Below are 21,003 nucleotides of genomic sequence, written 5' to 3' on the forward strand. Positions count from 1 at the left end.
CCAAGACCCCTTCGGGCCAAAAGTGTTACCCATGTCTCCGGTATAAACCGTAACCCATGTGTCCAGAATGGACCTTGAAACTTTGGCTCCCCGGGCCGGATTCGAACCGGCGACCTGTCGATTAACAGTCGAATGCTCTACCGCTGAGCTACCAGGGATCATCCGCTTGCCGCGGAGTGAGCGCGTAATACAAATGCTGGATCGATTTGCCAAGCGGTTTTTGACAAAAAAGTGCGGCATCCTTGATTGCTTGTGGAGAAGGCCCCAGATGGTCCTGCGAAAGGCGCGGCTCCGCGCCGGCATACTGGACGGGCGAATGGCGGCTGAAAAGAGCAAGACCTATTTCGGCGTGGACCCCCGCACCCGGGAGATCGTCATCGGCACCTGGCGCATGCGGCTTCCCCAGTCCAGGCTGCTGCGCATCGCGATCGGCTGCCTGCTGATCCTCGGCGGCATCCTCGGATTCCTGCCGGTGCTCGGCTTCTGGATGGTGCCGCTCGGCCTGCTGGTCCTTTCCCACGACAGCGCCTTCGCGCGCAGGCAGCGGCGGCGTCTTGCCGTCTGGTGGGGCAACCGCCGTTCGACCCGCCGGCGTTGAGGGCGCGGACCCCGCGGTCAGGCGCGGAACCATTCCAGGTGGTGCGGCTCCGGCGCGGCGACCTTCCACGGCTTGCTCTTGCCGGCAAAGTGCAGGATCGCCGCCTGGGACACCAGCGACTGGCGCCGGTCCTCGGCCACGTGGCGCAGATAGTTGGCCTGGAAATTGTACTTGATGCCGACCATGTGCAGCAGCCCGGGATGCGCGCCGAAATAGGCGCTCATGTGGGTCTGCTCATTGAACTGCAGGCCGCCCCGGAAAGCGAAGGCGAGCAGCGCGTCGCGAAATTCGGTTCTGAGCAGGGGCGCCCGGACCAGCATGACGCCGCTGTTGACGCGATGCGCATGCGGTCCCCAGAGATCGCCGTCGAGCAGGCGTTGCAGCCGGGCCGCGACGTCGGCGGGCGGGCGTGTGCCGCCGGTTTCGTCCTCGAACAGGATCGTCTGGACCTGTGGTGCGCTGACAAAGGCGGCATCCGGTGCTTCGGCGATCAGCGGCTCGAGCGGCGCGCGGCACAGCATGTCCACGTCGAGGAAGAGCAGCTGGCGTGTCGGCTGGGGTTCGAAGACCGCCCATTTCAGGAACGTGCCGCGGTTCCAGGTCGCCCGCTCCGGCCGGCGTACCGTGTCGCGCGCGGCGCGCTGGAGCGTCGCGAGAAGGTCGCCGTCCAGCAGGCGCCGTTCGTCTGCGATAAGTTTGACCAGCGGATGGTTGAAGACCCTGGCATCGTCGGAATAGATGGCGACCGGACAATCGAGCAGCGTCTCCAGTCGCACCATGGAGCGGATCATGGCGCCGAACGGCGCGAGGTAGCTGCTGTCGAAGGCGAAGGCGAGCGTCGTGTCGGACGGAACGGCGGGTCTGCCCCCCACGATCTTGCGTAACGCCACTGAAAATCCCCCGGACCGCGTTTGCCGGCAGAAGACCTGCCGTCGACGAAAAGTCAACGGCAAAGATCGCACGCGCGGTCTGTCGTCGAGCGCCGGGCTCTCGCCGACGGCGAGCGGACCGTTGCGCCTGCGCCGCCGACCTGCTCTAACGCTTGCGCGAAATCGCAAGGAGCGGACGGCATGGAACTCATCTGGCGCGGCGTGGTGATCGGGATCGGCGCGACGGTGCTGATCGATCTCTGGGCGGTGCTGCTCTGGCGGGCCTTCGGACAGGCGCGGCCCAACTGGGCGCCCGTCGGGCGCTGGTTCTTCCACCTGAAAAACGGCACGGTCTTTCACGACGACATCGCCGCGGCATCCCCCTACCGGCACGAACTGGCGCTCGGCTGGGCGGGCCACTATGCCGTCGGGATCGTCTACGGCGTGCTTCTTGCGCTTCTCGTCGGCCGCGACTGGTTCGCTACGCCGACCTTCCTGCCGGCCTGGATCCTCGGCATCGTCACCGTCGGCGCCGGCTGGTTCCTGCTGCAGCCGGGGCTTGGCCTCGGCTGGGCGGCGTCGAAGCTGCCGCACCGGAACCGCGTCCGCGTCCTCAACCTCGTGTCCCATACCGTCTTTGCCATCGGCCTCTACGGCACGGCGCTGCTCATCCGCTGAGGACCGAAGGCTTCGAAGACAAAACGGCCCCGGCATGCCGAGCGTGCCGGGGCCGTTCACCGCTGCGCGGGCGTGTGGTCAGCCCTGCGGCGTCAGCGTCACCGAGGTTCCGGTGGCGGCGAGGTTCAGGCCGAGCTGGCCGCTGACGCTCAGCGTCTGCAGATGGATCGAGCCCGAGGTCCCGCCGACCAGGATGTTGGCGCCGACGCCGGCAAGAACCGTCGCCTCCGCCGTCGCGCCCTGGTAGAGGCCGCCGAGCGAGCCGTGGTGATAACCCGACGTCGGTGCGAAGACCGCCCAGACGATACGGCCGCGCGTCGTAAAGCCGAGGTCGACGCCCATCTTGCGGATGACGCCGGAATAGTGGTCCTGCGTGCCGCGCGTCGATTCGAACACGCAATCGACGGACTTGGCCGAGCCGAGCACGTAGCCGACGCCGCCGCCGACGTCGCAGCTGAGAACGCCGATCTTCACGCCGTCCGCATCGTCCGGCGGCTCGGCGTAGGTCGGCGCCGGGGCCATGTCGGCGGCGATGGCGAAGGGCGCGAGGGTCTGCGACATGGCCAGCGCCACGACGGCTGCAATCTTCCTGTTCATTGGTCGTCTCCTTCTTGCTGGATCCGAAACCGCCAATCCAGCCATTTCGTTCCCGCCCCGGCTTGTGAACAGTCTTCGGGTCAAATTTGCGGCTTTCCTGAGGCGTGCGCCGGGCGCTCCACATGCCTGCTGCGGGTCGCGGCGCGCGTGCCGCAACAAAATCTCCGCGACAGGCTGCAGGTACCCTTGCACGAAACCTAAATTCGTTCTAAACGCCGCCCACCACTCGCTGAAAAGCAATCGGACGGCCTCGTGGCGGAGTGGTTACGCAGAGGACTGCAAATCCTTGCACCCCGGTTCGATTCCGGGCGAGGCCTCCACCTTCTTTTTTCTTTAAAACCAGCCAGTTACGGCGCCACCCTGGGGCGCCAATGCTGGTTTTCATGTCGCAACATGTTGCAACTGACGTCGCTTGATTTTCAACGGTTTGCAGTCACACTCGGCAAATCCGCGCAACATGGGAGGCGCATGCAATGAATAGGCGAGGCTTCCTGATCGGATCTCTATTTGCTGTTTCCCTCCCTGTGGATGGAGAGGCTCGTGGTGGCCGCGGTAGTGGCCGGAGGCGCAGTGGAGGTGGGGGCCGGAGCGGTCGAAGCAGCCGCGGCGGCACCGGCGTGCTGTTGTTGTTGGCAATTGGGGCAGCAGGTTGGGCCGCTTGGAAAGGCATAGGATGGCTTATTACCTATCCGCAACGGATAGCCGAGGCTCGGGCTGACGCCCAATGGCAGGCCAAGCGAAAGCAGTACGGCGAGCGCCTTCAGGAAGACTGGAAGCGACAAGTCGAGGCCGGAGAAGTGTTTCCCTACAAGAAGCCTCCCGCTTGACACCCGCGTGCATCCTGTCACGTTGCGCCTTTAGGGTGCGAGGAATGATATGGAGAAGTTAGTCCGGTGGGAAAATGCGAACCTTCAATCCGCGAATCTTTCTAAGGGGGAACTCATAGAAATCCGTGACCATTTGAAGAAACGTCTGGAAAGCGCGGATTCACTGTCAGTTGGACGGCTAAAAAGGGCGATCAAAACTGCCAACAAACTGTTAAATGCTCCGAAACCACGCAAGAAGAAGGAAGAGCCCGGAGGACAATACTTCGGAGAGCCCGCGGTTGGTCGCTATGGCGGCGGTGTTGGGCAAGCTTCGTTCGTGAGGGGCGGCGCTCCAGGCTCCAGGCGCTAGACTTAGTTCACGAGCGCATGTCCCCTACGCCGTCCTCCTGAACCGCCCGTCGATCGCCCGGTACGCTGTTGCGCAACCCATCCCGCTTCGCCTCTGACGGGAAAAGTTGCACGGCAGGTTAAGCGGCGGTTAGCCGTGTTTCAGAACGGTTCGAACGTGTCTCGAAATGTCCGTTGAGATTCCCCTCTTGCCGCGATACGCATGGCCGCAGTGCAACGGAGTACTGCAATGGCAACGTTTAAATTCAAGGGGTTCACCGCAAAGTCCGGTATGGATTTCGATGAGCTGACGGGTGAGGACCTCGACACGATTCTCGACTACGACAATGCGACCGGGACCTCGACCTCGCTGAAGCTCTTTGACGATTCCAGGAACGTCATGACGTTCAAGGGAAAGGGATTCGATTACAAGTTCAACGGTCAGGGCGAGGTGATCGGCTTCACCTCCGGCACGATCGGCAGCTTCAAGGTCGTGAGCGACGGCATCACGGTCGTCGATGCGGCGAAGCTCGGCCTCTCGGCCACGGCGCTGACGAAGGTGATCGACAGCAACAGCACCGCGGCGTTCTTCGCCGAACTGCTCGCCGGCAATGACACGGTCACCGCGACAGCCTTCCACGACGACATCTGGTCCGGCGCCGGCAACGACGTCGTCAACGGCCTTGCCGGCAACGATACGCTCGCCGGCAATGCGGGCGACGACACGCTCAAGGGGGCTGCAGGCAAGGACCAGCTCTTCGGTGGCGCGGATGACGACGGGCTCCGGGGTGGTTCGGGCGCGGATATCCTCGACGGCGGCGAGGGCGATGACGTGCTCGCCGGTGGCAGCGGCACCGATACGTTCGTCTTCGCGATAGGCTACGGCGCCGACCGCATCAAGGATTTCAAGGCGACCGGCACCGGCCATGACATCCTCGACCTGTCCGAGGTTGCGTCGGTCCGCTCGTTCGACGACCTGATCGCCGATCACGTGTCCGTCGAAAGCGGCAGCGTCGTCATCGACCTCGGCGGCGGCGACACGATCGTGCTCAACAAGGTCAAGCTTGCAGCGCTGGACGCGGGCGACTTCCTGTTCTGACGCCGGCAACCGGACACGGCAAAGGCGCCGTCCCCGCGGATGGCGCCTTCCGCCGCCTGACAGGCCGGCGCCCGACGCCGCCTCAGGACGGCGGGGCGCCGCCTTCGAGGCCGACGAGGGCGATCTTCGCGTAACCTGCCCGGCGCAGCAGGTTCATCACGTCCATGACCTGACCGTAGTCGACCGCCTTGTCGGCCCGCAGCAGGATGCGTGCCTGCTTGTTGCCTTCGGTGACGGCGTCGATCTCCGGGCCGAAGGCATCGCGGTCGATCGTGCCGTTGCCGATCGAGACCGTCAGGTCCTTCTTCAGCGTCAGGAAAACCGGCTTGTCGTCACGCGGCGCGGGCTGCGCGACGGAGGAGGGCAGGTCGACATTGATGTCGACGGTGGCGAGCGGCGCCGCCACCATGAAGATGATGAGCAGCACGAGCATCACGTCGATGAACGGCGTGACGTTGATCTCGCTGTTTTCCTCGAGCTCGTCGCCCGAACCTTCCCTGATCCTGCTGGCCATGGCTCATCCGATCCGTACGAGGGCGGGGTCGTGTTTCGCGCCGCGTTCGCTGCGCGCCGCGGCCACGGAATGGGCGCGGCGGGCGTCGAGATCGCGGCTCGCGAGCCGCTCGATCGCGGCGGATGCGTCGGCGAGGCCCTGGCGATAGCCGGTGATGGCGCGCGCCAGGAAATTGTAGATGACGACGGCGGGAATGGCCGCGACGAGGCCGATCGCGGTTGCGAGCAGCGCTTCGGCGATGCCCGGCGCCACGATGGCGAGATTCGTCGTCTGCGCCTTCGAGATGCCGATGAACGAATTCATGATGCCCCAGACGGTGCCGAAGAGGCCGACGAAGGGGGCGGTGGAGCCGATGGTCGCGAGCAGGCCGGTCCCCTTGGTGATCTGGCGACCGGCGGCGATTTCCATGCGCGACAGGCGCGAGGCGATGCGTTCCTTGACGCCGCCGTCCGAGACGCGGTCGAGCACGCCCTCGCTTGCCGCCATCTCGTCGCGGGCGGCCGCCACCATGCGGGCGGCGACGCCGCGCCGGCGGCCGAAGGCCTGCTCGGCCTCGGCGAGACCCCTGGCGTCGATCAGCAGGCGCACGCCCTTCCTGACGGCGCGCTGGGCGGCCGCAAGCTCGAGGAGCTTGGCGACCAGCACCGTCCAGGTGACGACGGAGGCGAAGGCAAGTCCGAGCATCACGCCCTTGACGACGATATCGGCCGCCATGAACATGCCCCAGGGCGAGAGGTCGTGCGGCAGGCCGGCCTGGCGCTCGCCTGCAGGCTCCTCGCCGGTCACACCGTCGAGAGGCGTCGCCTCCGCATCGACGGCGCCGTCCTCGGCCGAAACCGCTTCGTCCGTCGCGACGGTGGTCGCTTGTGCACCGGCTGCGGGCTGTTCCGCACGGGCGCCGGTCTCCGTGGTGCTCGCGGCGCCATCCGTCGTTGCGCCATCCTGCTGCGTTTCGCCGGCGACGGGCAGGGCGGGCGTTTCCTGCGATGCGGCCGGCCCGGAAAAGACCGCGGCCAGCGTCAGGAAGGCGAGGGCGAAAAGGTTTGCAGACCGTCCAGACACGACGTTGTCCTTTTGCTGTTGTTCTGTTCGTTTGGCGGGGCGGGGCGGCTCTGCCGCCGCCGGACATCCCGGAACCGGCGCCTCATTACGACGAAGAGCCGCCGCAGGCAACGATATCTTGACTATTATGTTCATGATAATTCGTCCGGCTTTGCCATTTCAAGCGTGAAATTTGGTCGCGGCCCGCCGCAATTCTATGGACACTGCCGCCGGAAGCGCACTAAGACAGGTGCAGCAGCTTTGAGCGCCCGCGACATGCTCGCGCCGGCGCGATCTTCGATGACGGGGCAGGAAATGATTGATTACACCGTGGCGCGCACCAAGATGGTCGACAACCAGATCCGGCCGACGGACGTGACGTCGCATGCTGTCCTTGACGCCTTCCTGTCGGTGCCGCGCGAGGAATTCGTGCCGTCCTCGAAAAGGCCGCTCGCCTATATCGACAATGACATCGAGATCGCGCCGGGCCGCTTCCTGATGGAGCCGTCGCCGCTTGCGAAGCTCGTCCAGCTCGCGGCGGTGCAGCCGGGCGACGTGGTGCTCGAGGTCGGCTGCGGCACGGGCTACGCCTCTGCCATCCTCTCCAGGTTCAGCGGCTCCGTCGTCGCGCTCGAAAGCGACGAGGCGCTGGCGGCGGAAGCAACGGAGACGCTCGCGCGGCTCGGCTGCGACAACGTCGCGGTGGTGACGGGCGACCTCATGCACGGCTACGCGCCGGAAGCGCCCTATGACGTCATCCTGCTCCACGGCGCGGTGGAATACGTGCCGGACGCGCTCTTCGCCCAGATGCGGGACGGCGGCAGGCTGGTGACGGTCGTCGGCTTCGGCAACGCCGCCAAGGCGCGGCTCTATATCAAGGAACATGGCGTTACCTCCGAACGCCCGGCCTTCAACGCCTCCGTCAAGCCGCTTCCGGGCTTCGTGAAGGACGCAGAATTCGTCTTTTGAGTTTGCGGCGCAACACGGCGGTGCTTGTTGCCGAACGGCAACGCGCCGTCGAATTGTAAAGTGCGATGGTCCCTCAATACTTGCCTCGCCCCTGCGAGCAATCCAAATTGGATGTTATGGTCGAATCGACGGCTTGAGGACAGCCGGGCCGTCGTGGGGGATGCGATTTCCTGCATTCCGGTTGGGACAGGATGCCCCTTTGCGACGGTGCGATGCGGGCCACACTGGCTTGTGTCCCTAACGGAGTGACGATCTGTGGTGAATGTTCGACGGACGCTTCTGGCACTGACGCTGCTTTCCGCCGCCCTCGCGGCAGGCGGCCCCACGGCGGCTGAGACGGTCCAGGGCGCGATGGCCAAGGCCTATGCCAACAATCCGGATCTGAACGCCGCGCGCGCTGCGTTGCGAGCCATTGACGAGAATGTCACCATCGCCAAATCGGCGATGCGGCCGCAGGTCAACGGCGTGCTGGAGGCCAACGCGACGCGCACGATCTTTGACAAGCGGCTGTGCAACGGCCAGCTGATCGGCGGACGCTGCTTCGGCGGCTCCTTCAACCAGAACGACACGTTCGCCTCGTCCTACGGCGTCTCCGTGTCGCAGCAGATCTTCGACGGCTTCCAGACGCTTAACAATGTGCGCTCCGCCGAGGCGAATGTGCTCGCGAATCGCGAGGCGCTCAGGGCGCAGGAAATCTCGATCCTGCTCGCCGCTGTCGAATCCTACGCCAATATCGCCCGCGACCAGCAGATCGTCTCGATCCGCAAGGAGAACCTCGCCTTCCTGCGCGAGCAGCTCAACGCCTCCGAAGCCCGCCTTCAGGTGGGCGAGGGCACGCGCACCGACGTCAGCCTCGCCGAGGCGGAGCTGGCGGAGGCCCAGTCGCTGCTCGTTACCGCAAATGCGCAGCTCAAGCAGAGCGAAGCCGTCTATTTTCAGATCGTCGGCGACGCGCCGAAGGGCATCAGGCAGCCGTCGCCGGCGCGCAGGGGCCTGCCCGGCAGCCTCGACCAGGCGGTCGCGACGAGCATGCGGGAAAACCCGAACATCCGTTCGGCCGAGCGCAGCGTCGATTCGGCGGGCTACGATGTGAAGTCCGCCGAGGGTGCGATGCTGCCCGGGGTCTCGCTGCAGGGCGACGTCTACCGCTCGGTCAACGGCTCGACCAGCACCAACGACAATGTCAACGCGAGCATCACCGCGCGCGTCACCGTGCCGATCTACCAGGGCGGCGCCGAGCACGGCCGCATCCGCCAGGCGAAGGAGCGGCTCGGGCAGCAGCGCATTCTCGTCGATTCCGCCCGGCTGGAGGTCCAGCAGACCGTGATCTCCGCCCATACGCAGCTCGAGGCGGCGCATGCGGCAATTTCGGCCTATCAGGCGCAGATCGACGCCGCGAACCTCGCCCTGTCGGGTGTCGTGGAGGAGCGCAATGTCGGCCAGCGCACGACGCTCGACGTGCTGACGGCCCAGCAGAACGTGCTCGACGCGCGCGAAAACCTCGTTCTGGCGCAGCGGACCGCGGTCGTCGCAAGCTACTCGCTGCTGGCTTCCATGGGGCAGCTGACGGTGGCGGGTCAGGGCCTTGACGTCGCGGAATACCGGGCCGAGGAGCACTACGAGGCCGTCAAGGACAAGTGGTTCGGGCTGCGCACCGTGGATGGCCGCTGAGCCGCGGCCTTGGATTGCGCAACAAATCTGTGCATCACTTCTGGAATACTGATTCGCGGCGATTTAGTCGGTGCCGCGACTGGCCTATGTTTGCCCACGGTGGCGCAGCCGGTGGGGCAGGGCGCCGCCGGCGTCGCAGAAAACGGGGATGAAAATGGCTCAGCCAAATGTCGCGCGTGAACCGTCCATGGACGAGATCCTGGCCTCGATCCGCCGGATCATCGAAAGCAACGATCCGCCGGCCCACGAGGCGGGTGCCGTCCGGCCCGACGACGGCGATTTCGAGGTTACCTTCGAACGCGTCGAGGTGGCGGAGGCTGACGAACCGGCGCCTGCCCCGCATGCTGCGGACATGCCGCTGCCCGCCGCATCCGTCGAGACGGCCTTGCCGCTCGGACCGCTTCACGTGCCGCCGGCGCCGGCCCTTTCGCTCGCCGACGTGGCGGCGCGGGTCCGTGCCGCCTCCGAGCGCAACGGCGGCGGTCGCGACGCCGAGCGCCCGGCGCCGGAACGTTCCGAACCGGCCGCGACGCGGGGCGGACCGATCGAGGCGGAGGCGCGCCGCGCGCCGTCACCCCTCTTCGACCTGCCACGCCGGCCGGCCGCCGAGCCGCAGGTCTCGTTCCGGCAGGACGACAGGCCGGCCGCCGAAACGGCGTCGGCCGAGGACATCGCTGCCGCGGCTCCGGCCGAACTCGAGTCGGAATCCGCCGATGCGCGCGCGCTCATCTCGGCGTCCGTCGGCGAGAAGGTGGCGAGTTCCTTCGGTGCGCTGGCCCAGGTCCTCGAGGACGGGCCGCGCCGCTCGTTCGACGAGATCGCCGAGGACATGCTGAGGCCCATGCTGCGCGAGTGGCTCGACGACAACCTGCCGACGCTCGTGGAACGGCTCGTGCGCGAGGAGATCGAGCGCGTGGCCCGGGGCCCGCGCCGCTGACCAGCCTTTTCGGGAGCGTCTTGCGCCAGCCGCGTCCCGAAACGGACGTGGCTGTCGTGCGTTGTTGACTTCGCAGGTCCCATCCGGTTTACAACCGGCCATAACGAACTCCAGGTTTGGCGACGAAAATGCTCGATAAGAACTATGATTCCGCGGCCGTCGAGCCGCGTATCGCGAAGATGTGGGAAGAGGCGGACGCCTTTCGCGCCGGCGCCGGCGCCAAGCCGGGGGCAGACAGCTTCTGCATCGTCATCCCGCCGCCGAACGTGACCGGCTCGCTGCATATGGGCCACGCGCTCAACAACACGCTGCAGGACATCATGGTCCGCTTCGAGCGCATGCGCGGCAAGGACGTGCTCTGGCAGCCCGGCATGGACCATGCGGGCATCGCGACGCAGATGGTCGTCGAGCGCAAGCTCATGGAACAGCAGCTGCGCCGCCGCGCCATGGGCCGCGACGCCTTTGTCGACAAGGTCTGGGAATGGAAGGCGGAATCGGGCGGCCTGATCTTCAACCAGCTCCGCCGCCTCGGTGCCTCCTGCGACTGGTCGCGCGAGCGCTTCACCATGGACGAGGGCCTGTCGGAGGCCGTTCTCGAGGTCTTCGTCTCGCTCTACAAGGAAGGGCTGATCTACAAGGACAAGCGCCTCGTCAACTGGGATCCGAAGCTGCTGACCGCCATCTCCGACCTGGAGGTCGAGCAGGTCGAGGTCAGCGGCAACCTTTGGCACCTGCGCTACCCGCTGGAGCCGGGCGTCACCTACCAGCATCCCGTCGCCTTCGACGAGGACGGCAAGGCGACCGAATGGGAGACGCGCGACTACCTCGTCGTCGCCACGACCCGGCCGGAGACGATGCTGGGCGACACCGGCGTTGCCGTGCATCCGGACGACGAGCGCTACAAGGGCATCGTCGGCAAACATGTCATCCTGCCGATCGTCGGCCGCAGCATCCCGATCGTCGCAGACGAATACCCGGATCCGACGGCCGGCACCGGCGCGGTCAAGATGACACCGGCGCACGACTTCAACGACTTCGACGTCGGCAAGCGCCACGGGCTGCGCCAGGTCAATGTCCTGACGGTCGAAGGCCGGGTGACGATCAAGGACAACGAGGACTATCTCGAGGGCCTGACGCCGAACGAGATGCAGCTTGGCCTGTGGGATGCGCTCGACGGCCTGGACCGCTTCGAGGCCCGCAAGCTGATCGTCAAGGTCTTCGAGGAGGGCGGCCTCCTCGACAGGATCGAGCCGCACAAGCACACAGTGCCGCACGGCGACCGCGGCGGCGTGCCGATCGAGCCGCGCCTCACCGAACAGTGGTATGTCGACGCCAGAACGCTCGCCAAGCCGGCGATCGCGTCGGTGCGCGAAGGCCGCACCAACTTCGTCCCGAAGAATTGGGAAAGAACCTATTTCGAGTGGATGGAGAACATCCAGCCCTGGTGCGTCTCGCGCCAGCTCTGGTGGGGCCACCAGATTCCGGCCTGGTACGGCCCGGACGGCCAGGTCTTCGTCGAGAAGACCGAGGAGGAGGCGCTGCACGCCGCCATCCAGCATTATATCGCCCACGAGGGGCCGATGAAGGCCTATGTCGAGGACCTGCTGGAGAATTTCCGGCCGGGCGAGATCCTGACGCGCGACGAGGACGTGCTCGACACCTGGTTCTCCTCGGCGCTGTGGCCGTTCTCGACGCTCGGCTGGCCGCACCAGACGCCGGAACTCGAGAAGTACTACCAGACCGACGTGCTGGTCACCGGATTCGACATCATCTTCTTCTGGGTCGCCCGCATGATGATGATGGGCCTGCACTTCATGAAGGACGACTACAGCACGCCGGTCGAGCCGTTCCACACCGTTTACGTGCACGCGCTGGTGCGCGACAAGAACGGGCAGAAGATGTCGAAGTCCAAGGGCAACGTTATCGACCCGCTCGAACTCATCGACGAGTACGGCGCCGACGCGCTGCGCTTCACGCTCGCCATCATGGCGGCGCAGGGCCGCGACGTGAAGCTCGATCCGGCGCGCATCGCCGGCTACCGCAATTTCGGCACGAAGCTCTGGAACGCGACCCGCTTTGCAGAAATGAACGGCGTCAAGGCGGATCCGACCTTCGTGCCGGAGGCGGCGGCACTGACCGTCAACCGCTGGATCCTGACCGAACTCGCGCGCACCGCCCGCGACGTGACGGAGGCGATCGAGGGCTACCGGTTCAACGATGCGGCGGGCGTCCTCTACCGCTTCATCTGGAACAGTTTCTGCGACTGGTATCTCGAACTGCTGAAGCCGATCTTCAACGGCGAGGACGCCGGCGCCAAGGCGGAATCGCAGGCCTGCGCCGCCTACGTGCTGGAGGAGACCTACAAGCTCCTGCATCCCTTCATGCCGTTCATGACGGAAGAGCTCTGGGCACACACGGCGGGCGAGGAGCGCGAGCGTGACGGCCTCATCTGCCACGCGGAATGGCCGGCTCCGGCCTATGCCGACGAAACGGCGGCCGGCGAGATCAACTGGCTGATCGAACTGGTCTCCGGCATCCGTTCCGTGCGCTCCGAGATGAATGTTCCGCCGGCGGCCACGGCGCCGCTCGCGGTGATCGGCGCCAACGCGGTGACGCGGGCGCGGCTGGAGCGCCACGACGCGGCCATCCGCCGGCTCGCGCGCGTCGAGACGATCACGCTTGCGGATGCGGCGCCGAAGGGCGCGGCGCAGATCGTCGTCGGCGAGGCGACGGCCTGCCTGCCGCTCGGCACGCTTATCGACCTCGCGGCCGAGTCGGCGCGGCTTGAAAAGGCGGTTTCCAAGGCGGAAGGCGAACTCGCCCGCGTCCAGTCGAAGCTCGCAAACGAGAAGTTCGTCGCCAATGCCAAGCCGGAGGTGGTCGAGGCCGAACGGGAGCGTGAGGCCGAGCTCGAACAGCAACTGGCAAGCCTCAGGATTGCCCTTGCGCGCGTCCGGGACGCTGCCTGATTCCCCCCGGGGCCGTGCGCGGCAGGGCCCCGGTGCCCCGTTTCGGGATGCAGATAGGCTGCCGATAGCCATGCCGAGCAAAAGACGAACTGTGTCCGGAATGTGACATCACGGGTTTCTCCTGAAATTCCATTCCTGTTTTTCGGATTCTTGCGGGCTGAATGGCAATAATTTTCTGCCGACTGTGACTTTTGAGGGGCTTCAATAAAAACTTACGTAATTCTTTGATTGGTCAACGAAAATCATCCCCAACATATGGGGTTTGCCAAGTCGGGGCGGCTTTTGGATACTCACGGAAAGTTGTTCGCGTTCTGGGGGCGTGATGGAACTTTTGAGGCCTATCGGGGAGGACAGAATGAAAAGACTTTTGAAGCCCGCGCCGTTCGTGATGGCAGCCATCGCGCTTGCGGGCCCGGCCACCGCCGGCGGACTTGAGCGCGGCGGCTACGACATCGACCTGCTGTTCGAGAACTCGCCGTTCATCTTCGACTCGTCCATCACCTATGTGATGCCGAAGCGAACGATCAAGAACGCCAAGGACGAAAGCGTCGACGAAACGGATCCGACAAATCTCAATACGCTCGGCTATTCCTCGGAAGCCGACGAATACGAGAGCTATGACGTTCCCTATCTTGGGATGAAGGGTGCGGTCGGCGATGCGATCGACTGCATCATCGACTATTCCGAACCGTGGGGCGCGCATTCCAATCCGGGCCGCACCTGGGCCGGTGCCAAGGACATGACGGAGATCAAGGTCTACAGCCGGAACTACGGCGGCACCTGCTCCTACAAGTTCGATGCAGGCCCGGGTCAGTTCCGCCTGATCGGCGGCGCCTTCTACCAGGAGGTCGGCGGCTTCAAGGAGGCGGTCGTCGTGCCGTCGGAAATCCTTGCCGCATCCGGTTTCTCCGGCTATTCCGGCCTCGGCATGCTGCGGGGCATGGAAGGCGACGGCGTCGGCTGGCGGGCGGGCGTTGCCTATGAGATTCCCGAATATGCGATGCGGGCCAGCCTGGTCTACAACAGCAGCGTGGACCTCGGCGACATCACCGGCACGCTCGACCTCTCCGGCGTACCGCTGGCGCTCAACCCGCTCGGCCGCGACGTCACGCCGGTGATCGGCACCGCCACCATGCCCGACTCGCTGGAGCTCAAGGTTCAATCCGGCTTCGCACCGGACTGGCTCGCCTTTGCATCGGTCAAGTGGACGAACTGGAGCCGGCTGCAGACCGTCGAGTTCCGCTGCAACCCGGCCGGCGGTACGGTCTGCTTTCCGGGGGATCCGGTCCTGACCTCGCTCGACCTGTTCTACCGTGACGGCTGGACCGTCACCGGTGGCGTCGGTCACAAGTTCGACGAGAACTGGAGCGGCGGCGCGAGCCTGACCTGGGACCGCGGCACCAGCACGGTTACCGGTTCGCAGAGCGACACCTGGACGGTCGGCCTTGCCACGGTCTACGCGCCGACCGAAAATGTCGAGCTGCGCCTCGCCGGCGCCGTGTCGATGCTGACGAGCGGCGAGTCGCGTCCGGTCAACCTCACGACCACGAGCTACGACTACGGCACCGATTGGTCATCTGCCGTTTCGGCTGGGCTCAAGATCAAGTTCTGACGAGCCGCGTCGGCATTCACTCGAAGGCCCGGTCGACGACCGGGCCTTTTGCGTTTCGATAGGCATTGCGGTCCCGTCGATCGCCGGAGCTTCACAAAGCACCCCGTTTCTGTGGTGATTCCGCAACACATTTTTCGTTATCTTTTGCTACAGATTGGCACGGTCGGCATTCGTCCATTTCCCGCCACAAACGGGGAGCAGCGATTAGGCCAACAAGATGCGCAAAGAACGCGCTCAAGGAAACGATGAGCCACGAGATTCCATGTCGGTATGCTTTCGGAAAGACGGTCGTTGCGGGCGGTCTTCCGGTCGATCCGCTGACCGGTTCTTCGGCTCGCACTATCAAAACACGGGTCGGACCGTCGTCGGCAAGTGCGGCGGGTCGCTCTGTCCGCGGTGGCGTGCCGCGGATGCGGAAGTTCGTAGCTGTCATGTATAAGTTCCAGTCCGTCCCGGCGAAGCTGCTGTTGCTCGGTCTCGTCGCGTCCCTTGCCCAGACCCATGCAGGCCCCGCGGCGGCCTTCGACCCGGAGTCCGGCATCACCAAGGAAAGCGGACCGTTCGACCTCTTCAAATTCGGCTTCTTCTCCTACAAGGAAGGCCGCAAGAGAGACGCCGTCGAGGCTTACCGCTATGCGGCGGAGAAGGGCCATACGGGCTCGCGCTGGGCGCTCGCCAACATGTATGCTGATGGCGACGGCGTTGCCGAGAACGACTTCGAGGCCTTCAAGATCTACAGCGAGATCGCGCGGGAGGGGATCGAGCCCGGCTCGGAGAATACCGGCTATTTCGTCAATGCGCTGGTGTCGCTCGCCGGCTACTATCGCCGCGGCATTCCCGGCAGCCCGGTCAAATCCGACCTCACGCAGGCGCGCCAGCTCTATTTCCAGGCCGCCTCCGCCTTCGGCGTCCCGGAGGCGCAGTTCCAGCTCGCCCGCATGATCCTGCAGGGCGAGGGCGGTGCCGCCAACGTGCATCAGGCCAAGAAATGGCTGAACCGTGCCCGCAAGAACGGCCATGCCGGCGCGCTCGGGCTTTTCGGCAACGTCATCTTCCAGGAAGGGCAGTATGCCCAGGGGCTCGCCTTCATGACGGCGGCGCTCGACCACTGTGCCCCGAAGGATCGCGGCTGGCTGCAGGAACTGCAGGAGCGGGCCTTCTCGCTTGCCAACGAGAACGACCGCCGCGTTGCGGTGGCGCTTGCGCAGGACCTGCGCTTCGGCGACGGCAACTGATTTTCCGGCCATTCCTTGTGATCGCGGGCGGGACGGTGTCCCGCTCTTGTCGTTTCAGGCGGCGAAGCGGAAATGCGCGATGACCGGCACGTGGTCCGACGGCTTTTCCCAGTTGCGCACATGCTTTTCGATATCGGTGGACAACAGCCGGTCGGCCGCCTCCGGCGAGAGCATCAGGTGGTCGATGCGGATGCCGTTGTTCTTCGGCCAGCAGCCGGCCTGGTAGTCCCAGAAGGAATAGAGCGGCGCCGCATCGGTGGTCGCCCGCACCGCATCCGTGAAGCCGAGGTTTTCCAGCCGCCGGAACGCCTGGCGCGTCGGGGGCAGGAAGAGGGTGTCCCGTTCCCAGGCCTTGACGTCGAAGCAGTCGTGCGGCTCCGGAATGACATTGTAGTCGCCGGCGAGCACGAGCGGCTCCTCGAGCGCCAGCCGGTCGGCGGCGAACGCCGCGAGCCGTTCCATCCAGGCGAGCTTGTAGGGATACTTGACCGGGTCTTCGGGCGGGTTGCCGTTCGGCAGGTAGATCGAGCACACCCGCACCACGCCGCCGTCGACCGAGAAGACGCCCTCGATGAACCGCGACTGCTCGTCGGCCTCGCTGCCGGGCAGTCCGCGCGAAATCTCGTCCGGTCGCAGCTTCGACAGGAGCGCGACGCCGTTGAAGCCCTTCTGGCCGTGCGTCTCGACGTGATAGCCGAGCGCCTCGACGTCGGCGCGCGGAAAGGCCTCGTCCTGGCACTTGATCTCCTGCAGCGCGACGATGTCGGGTGCCGATTCCTTCAGCCAGGCGATGAGGTTGTCGAGGCGCGCGCGCACGCCGTTGATGTTCCAGGTGGCGATCTTCATTCGTTGCAGCATCCCGTTCGGCGGATCGGGCCGACCCTAGCCCATTGCGTTGCGAAGCGGAATTGCAAAGGCGGCCGAAAGCTGTTGGCAAAGACGGCCGCGGGCCGGGTTCAGATCGAGAAGCTGGTGCCGCAGCCGCAGTTCGCGACGGCATTCGGATTGCGGATCTGGAAGGACTGGCCGAGCAGGTTGTCGATGAAGTCGATCTCGGAACCGTCCATGTAGACGAGCGAAAGCTGGTCGATCAGCACCCGGGCGTCGCCCTTCTCGACGACGAGGTCGTCGTCCTGCCGGTCCTCGACGAGGTCGAACTTGTAGGAGAAGCCGGAACAGCCGCCGCCCTCGACCGAAACGCGCAGCGCGCTCTTCGCCGGGTCGGCCGACAGGATGCTGGCGATGCGCTTCGCCGCCGCCTCGGAAATCGTGACCTTGTTGTCGTCCATTCGTCGCCTCCTGACGGGTTCAAGGCCCGCAGAGAATCGGTTGACCGGCGCAGACGCGCCGGCATTCTCCCGCCGGCCCCGCAAGCGCTGCCTGCAACCCGCTGATCTGGTGACTATGGCGGCTGCAGTCTTGCGCGGGACTTTCGCCGGCGGCACTCTATAGGTATGAAGGCGCCGGGGCCGCGTCAATGGGCGGCCCGGATGCGGGTGACGGATGACGCTGGACAGACATGCGCTGGGTTTCGGGGCCGGACAGAGGGCCGTCTTTGCGGCAGACCCGTGGACGACGCGCGGGCGCCTGTTCCCGGAGGTGTCGAGCCCGACCCGCTCCGACTTCCAGCGCGACCGCGACCGCATCGTGCACACGACCGCCTTCCGGCGCCTGAAGCACAAGACGCAGGTCTTCATCGCCGCCGATGGCGACCACTACCGCACACGGCTCACCCATACGATCGAAGTGGCGCAGATCGCCCGCGCGCTCGCCCGCGCCCTGAGGCTCGACGAAGACCTCGCCGAGGGCGTGGCGCTCGTGCACGATTTCGGCCACACGCCGTTCGGGCATACGGGCGAGGACGCGCTGCACGAGGTGCTGGTGCCCTATGGCGGCTTCGATCACAACGCCCAGTCGCTGCGAATCGTCACCAAGCTCGAACGCCGCTATGCCGAATTCGACGGGCTCAACCTGACCTGGGAGAGCCTCGAGGGACTCGTCAAGCACAACGGCCCGCTGATGACGCCCGAGGGGGAGGGCGCGCGCGGACCGGTGCCGCAGCCGATCCGCGACTATTGCGCGATCCACGACCTGGAACTGGCGAGTTTCGCGAGCCTCGAGGCGCAGGTCGCGGCAATCGCCGACGACATCGCCTACAACACCCACGACATCGACGACGGGCTGCGCTCGGGCTATCTCACCTTCGACATGCTGGAGGACATCCCCTTCCTCGCCGGCCTGATGGCCGAGGTGCGGGAGCGCTACCCGGCGCTGGAGCCCGCCCGCTTCACCCACGAGATCATGCGCCGGCAGATCACCGCCATGGTGGAGGACGTGATCGGCTATGCCCAGGCCGCGCTGCGGGACGTCCGCCCGGAAAGCGCCGACGACGTGCGCGCCGCCGGCCGCGTGATGGCGACCTTCTCCGAGGCAATGGCGGTCACCGACCGGGAGATCAAGAGCATGCTCTTCTCGCGCATCTACCGCCACCCGGATGTGATGCGCGTGCGCGCCAATGCCGCGGCGATCGTCAAGGATCTTTTTCACGCCTATATGGCCGATCCGCTCCTGATGCAGGGCCACTACTGGGTGAGCCGCATCGCCGAGATGCCGGAACCGGTGCGGGCGCGCCATGTCGGCGACTATCTCGCCGGGATGACCGACAACTATGCCGTCAACACGCATCGCCGGCTGTTTGACCACACTCCGGAATTGCGTTAGCAAGCCGCCGACTTCACGCCCGCGCCGCTCGACCGGCCGCCCGGCATCACGGATCCAAGCGACATGAACCTCTTCACCGACTTCGAAAACAGAATCAGAACCGTTCTGCAAGGCCTTGAGATCGTTCGCGCCAAGGCGGATGTCGACTTTTCACGGTTGAGCGTCGAGCCGCCGCGCGACCAGAGCCACGGTGACGTGGCGACCAATGCGGCCATGGTGCTCGCCAAGCCGCTCGGCACCAATCCGCGCGCGCTTGCCGAACTCATCGTCGCGGCATTGCGCGACGATCCCGACGTCGTCGAGGTGAGCGTCGCCGGACCGGGCTTCATCAACATCCGCCTCGCCGTCGCCTACTGGCAGCGGCTGCTCGCGGCGGTGATTGCCGAAGGCTCGGCCTATGGCCGCAGCGCGGCCGGGGCCGGCAGGGCGGTCAATGTCGAATATGTCTCCGCCAACCCGACCGGCCCGATGCATGTCGGCCATTGCCGCGGCGCGGTCGTCGGCGACGCGCTCGCCAACCTGCTCGCCTTCGCCTCCTATGCGGTGACGAAGGAATATTACATCAACGATGCCGGCTCCCAGGTCGACGTGCTCGCGCGCTCCGCCTATCTGCGCTACCGCGAGGCGCTTGGCGAGACGATCGGCGACATCCCGTCCGGCCTCTATCCGGGGGATTATCTCGTGCCCGTCGGCGAGGCGCTCGTCAGGGAATTCGGCGCGAGCCTGCGGGCGATGCCCGAACATGCGTGGCTGCCGCTCGTCAAGGACCGGACGATCGACGCGATGATGGCGATGATCCGGGAGGATCTTGCCGCGCTCAACGTACATCACGACGTCTTCTTCTCCGAGCGGTCGCTGCACGCCGGCAACGGCGCGCCGATCCGCACCGCGATCAACGACCTGACCTTCAAGGGCCATGTCTACAAGGGCGTGCTGCCGCCGCCGAAGGGCCAGTTGCCGGAGGATTGGGAGGATCGCGAGCAGACCCTGTTCCGCTCGACGGAGGTCGGCGACGACATCGACCGGCCGCTGATCAAGTCGGACGGGAGCTATACCTATTTCGCCGCCGACGTTGCCTATTTCAAGGACAAGTTCGACCGCGGCTTCGACGAGATGATCTACATTCTCGGCGCCGACCATGGCGGCTACGTGAAGCGCCTGGAGGCGGTCGCGAAGGCCGTCTCCGACGGCAAGGCGAAGCTGACGGTGCTGCTCTGCCAGCTCGTCAAGCTCTATCGCGACGGTGAGCCGGTCAAGATGTCGAAGCGTTCCGGCGACTTCGTGACGCTGCGCGATGTCGTCGAGGAGGTCGGGCGCGATTCCGTGCGCTTCATGATGCTCTACCGGAAAAGCTCCGAGCCGCTCGACTTCGATTTCGCCAAGGTGACCGAGCAGTCGAAGGACAACCCCGTCTTCTATGTTCAATACGCGCATGCCCGCTGCATGTCGGTCTTCCGCCAGGCGGCCGAAGCCTTTCCCGGCCTTGACATCGCCGGGCTCGATCTCGTCTCCGCGGTTGCCGGCCGGATCTCCGATCCGAACGAGCTCCAGCTCGTCGCGAAGCTCGCAGAATATCCGCGCGTGATCGAAGGCGCGGCACTGGCGCAGGAGCCACACCGCATCGCATTTTACCTCTATGATCTGGCCAGCAGCTTCCATGCCCATTGGAACAAAGGCAAGGAAATGCCAGAATTACGCTTTGTTAACGATAAAAACAGAGAATTGAGTATTGCCAGACTTGGGCTGGTGCATGCTGTCGCCTCTGTCTTGAAGTCGGGACTTGCCATTACAGGCACTGCCGCGCCGGACGAAATGCGATAGTGTCACCATTTACCCACAATAAGCTGGCAGACGCGTTTTGTGGCTTGTGAGTGGACAAATGGCAGACAAGAACTTCGCCCGTAGCGGAACCGCCGACACGGATCTCCTGGCGGACGACGATCCGTTGAGCGAGCTCGCGCGCATTGTCGGCTACGACCCCCAGCCTGTGTCCCCGGGTCCGGCCGTGCAGCCGGTCCGCGAGGCCGAGATGCCGGCGCAGACGGCCGGCCGGCCGGCGCCGCTGGTCGATCTCGAGGATGAGCTGCTGCGCGAATTCGCGCTCTACGATGCGCCGACGCCTGTCGCCGCCGAGCCGGTTTTCCAGGAAACGCCGGCGGTCGAACCCGAGCCAGCCGAACCCGCCTTCGACGTTGCCGGCGAACCGGAGATTCCGGAAGCCGGGTATTCGGCTGATGCGGAGCTTGCGGCGGACGAGGACGCGCTGCTGCGCGAATTCGCGCTCTACGATGCGCCGACGCCTGTCGCCGCCGACCCTGTCGACAGGGAGACGCCGGCCG

17 protein-coding genes, 2 tRNA genes and 1 pseudogene are annotated in these 21,003 nt (G+C 65.4%); 13 read left to right on the top strand and 7 right to left on the bottom strand.

Annotated elements, in window-relative coordinates; all coding sequences use genetic code 11:
- Positions 1 to 83 precede the first annotated feature (83 nt).
- Positions 84 to 158 (bottom strand) — tRNA-Asn (locus LXM94_RS20840).
- Positions 159 to 316: 158 nt separating this feature from the next.
- On the opposite strand from LXM94_RS20840, the gene LXM94_RS20845 reads away from it, so the two are divergent.
- Complete coding sequence (locus tag LXM94_RS20845) at positions 317 to 598, top strand: hypothetical protein (RefSeq protein WP_235773405.1); 282 nt, start codon at positions 317 to 319, stop codon at positions 596 to 598.
- A 17-nt stretch (positions 599 to 615) separates the two neighbouring features.
- Here the strand turns inward: LXM94_RS20845 and LXM94_RS20850 are convergent, their stop codons facing one another.
- A complete protein-coding gene (locus LXM94_RS20850; protein ID WP_235773390.1) occupies positions 616 to 1,488 on the bottom strand; it encodes a glycosyltransferase in 873 nt (290 codons plus the stop codon).
- 180 nt (positions 1,489 to 1,668) lie between these two features.
- Here LXM94_RS20850 and LXM94_RS20855 point away from each other — a divergent pair, with 180 nt between their 5' ends.
- Positions 1,669 to 2,145: a DUF2938 domain-containing protein gene (locus LXM94_RS20855; RefSeq protein ID WP_235773391.1), complete on the top strand. Its 477-nt coding sequence runs from the start codon at positions 1,669 to 1,671 to the stop codon at positions 2,143 to 2,145.
- Between the two features lie 78 nt (positions 2,146 to 2,223).
- Here the strand turns inward: LXM94_RS20855 and LXM94_RS20860 are convergent, their stop codons facing one another.
- On the bottom strand, positions 2,224 to 2,742 hold the full coding sequence (locus LXM94_RS20860) for a DUF992 domain-containing protein (RefSeq protein WP_235773392.1): 519 nt from the start codon (positions 2,740 to 2,742) through the stop codon (positions 2,224 to 2,226).
- A 246-nt stretch (positions 2,743 to 2,988) separates the two neighbouring features.
- Between LXM94_RS20860 and LXM94_RS20865 the strand changes: the two genes are divergently transcribed.
- Both LXM94_RS20865 and LXM94_RS20870 read left to right on the top strand, forming a co-directional pair.
- Positions 2,989 to 3,062 (top strand) — tRNA-Cys (locus LXM94_RS20865).
- 1,084 nt (positions 3,063 to 4,146) lie between these two features.
- Complete coding sequence (locus LXM94_RS20870; protein WP_235773393.1) at positions 4,147 to 4,995, top strand: calcium-binding protein; 849 nt, start codon at positions 4,147 to 4,149, stop codon at positions 4,993 to 4,995.
- An 82-nt stretch (positions 4,996 to 5,077) separates the two neighbouring features.
- Here LXM94_RS20870 and exbD read toward each other — a convergent pair whose 3' ends face one another.
- On the bottom strand, positions 5,078 to 5,509 hold the full coding sequence (exbD, locus tag LXM94_RS20875; RefSeq protein ID WP_235773394.1) for a TonB system transport protein ExbD: 432 nt from the start codon (positions 5,507 to 5,509) through the stop codon (positions 5,078 to 5,080).
- Positions 5,510 to 5,512: 3 nt separating this feature from the next.
- Positions 5,513 to 6,571, bottom strand: a complete 1,059-nt coding sequence (gene exbB, locus LXM94_RS20880; RefSeq protein ID WP_235773395.1) for a tonB-system energizer ExbB — start codon at positions 6,569 to 6,571, stop codon at positions 5,513 to 5,515.
- 294 nt (positions 6,572 to 6,865) lie between these two features.
- Between exbB and LXM94_RS20885 the strand changes: the two genes are divergently transcribed.
- From LXM94_RS20885 to exoR, 6 genes are all read left to right on the top strand, one after another.
- Positions 6,866 to 7,519, top strand: a complete 654-nt coding sequence (locus tag LXM94_RS20885; RefSeq protein WP_268965203.1) for a protein-L-isoaspartate O-methyltransferase family protein — start codon at positions 6,866 to 6,868, stop codon at positions 7,517 to 7,519.
- A 351-nt stretch (positions 7,520 to 7,870) separates the two neighbouring features.
- Positions 7,871 to 9,190, top strand: coding sequence for a TolC family outer membrane protein (locus LXM94_RS20890; protein WP_408015672.1), 1,320 nt, complete (start codon positions 7,871 to 7,873; stop codon positions 9,188 to 9,190).
- Positions 9,191 to 9,344: 154 nt separating this feature from the next.
- A complete protein-coding gene (locus LXM94_RS20895) occupies positions 9,345 to 10,127 on the top strand; it encodes a DUF2497 domain-containing protein (RefSeq protein WP_235773396.1) in 783 nt (260 codons plus the stop codon).
- Between the two features lie 128 nt (positions 10,128 to 10,255).
- The gene (locus LXM94_RS20900) at positions 10,256 to 13,096 is read left to right on the top strand and encodes a valine--tRNA ligase (RefSeq protein WP_235773397.1); all 2,841 of its coding nucleotides are present in this window, start codon (positions 10,256 to 10,258) and stop codon (positions 13,094 to 13,096) included.
- Between the two features lie 355 nt (positions 13,097 to 13,451).
- Entirely contained in the window at positions 13,452 to 14,708 is a 1,257-nt protein-coding gene (locus LXM94_RS20905) for an OmpP1/FadL family transporter (RefSeq protein ID WP_235773398.1), read from the top strand.
- 431 nt (positions 14,709 to 15,139) lie between these two features.
- Positions 15,140 to 15,943 (top strand): exopolysaccharide production regulator ExoR, encoded by an 804-nt coding sequence (exoR, locus tag LXM94_RS20910; RefSeq protein WP_235773399.1) that lies wholly within the window; start codon positions 15,140 to 15,142, stop codon positions 15,941 to 15,943.
- A gap of 54 nt (positions 15,944 to 15,997) precedes the next feature.
- Here exoR and xth read toward each other — a convergent pair whose 3' ends face one another.
- Together xth and erpA are read right to left on the bottom strand one after the other, a co-directional pair.
- On the bottom strand, positions 15,998 to 16,789 hold the full coding sequence (xth, locus tag LXM94_RS20915; protein WP_235773400.1) for an exodeoxyribonuclease III: 792 nt from the start codon (positions 16,787 to 16,789) through the stop codon (positions 15,998 to 16,000).
- A 110-nt stretch (positions 16,790 to 16,899) separates the two neighbouring features.
- Entirely contained in the window at positions 16,900 to 17,232 is a 333-nt protein-coding gene (gene erpA / locus LXM94_RS20920) for an iron-sulfur cluster insertion protein ErpA (protein ID WP_235773401.1), read from the bottom strand.
- A 214-nt stretch (positions 17,233 to 17,446) separates the two neighbouring features.
- Here erpA and LXM94_RS20925 point away from each other — a divergent pair, with 214 nt between their 5' ends.
- The 3 genes and pseudogenes from LXM94_RS20925 to LXM94_RS20935 all read left to right on the top strand — a co-directional run.
- Positions 17,447 to 18,664: a deoxyguanosinetriphosphate triphosphohydrolase gene (locus LXM94_RS20925; RefSeq protein ID WP_235773402.1), complete on the top strand. Its 1,218-nt coding sequence runs from the start codon at positions 17,447 to 17,449 to the stop codon at positions 18,662 to 18,664.
- Positions 18,665 to 18,727: 63 nt separating this feature from the next.
- Positions 18,728 to 20,485, top strand: coding sequence for an arginine--tRNA ligase (gene argS / locus LXM94_RS20930; protein WP_235773403.1), 1,758 nt, complete (start codon positions 18,728 to 18,730; stop codon positions 20,483 to 20,485).
- 58 nt (positions 20,486 to 20,543) lie between these two features.
- Positions 20,544 to 21,003 (top strand): annotated as a pseudogene (locus tag LXM94_RS20935) (SPOR domain-containing protein); the annotation flags it as partial.

The organism is Rhizobium alarense (assembly GCF_021555155.1).
GTDB classification, from domain to species: Bacteria; Pseudomonadota; Alphaproteobacteria; order Rhizobiales; family Rhizobiaceae; genus Rhizobium_D; species Rhizobium_D alarense.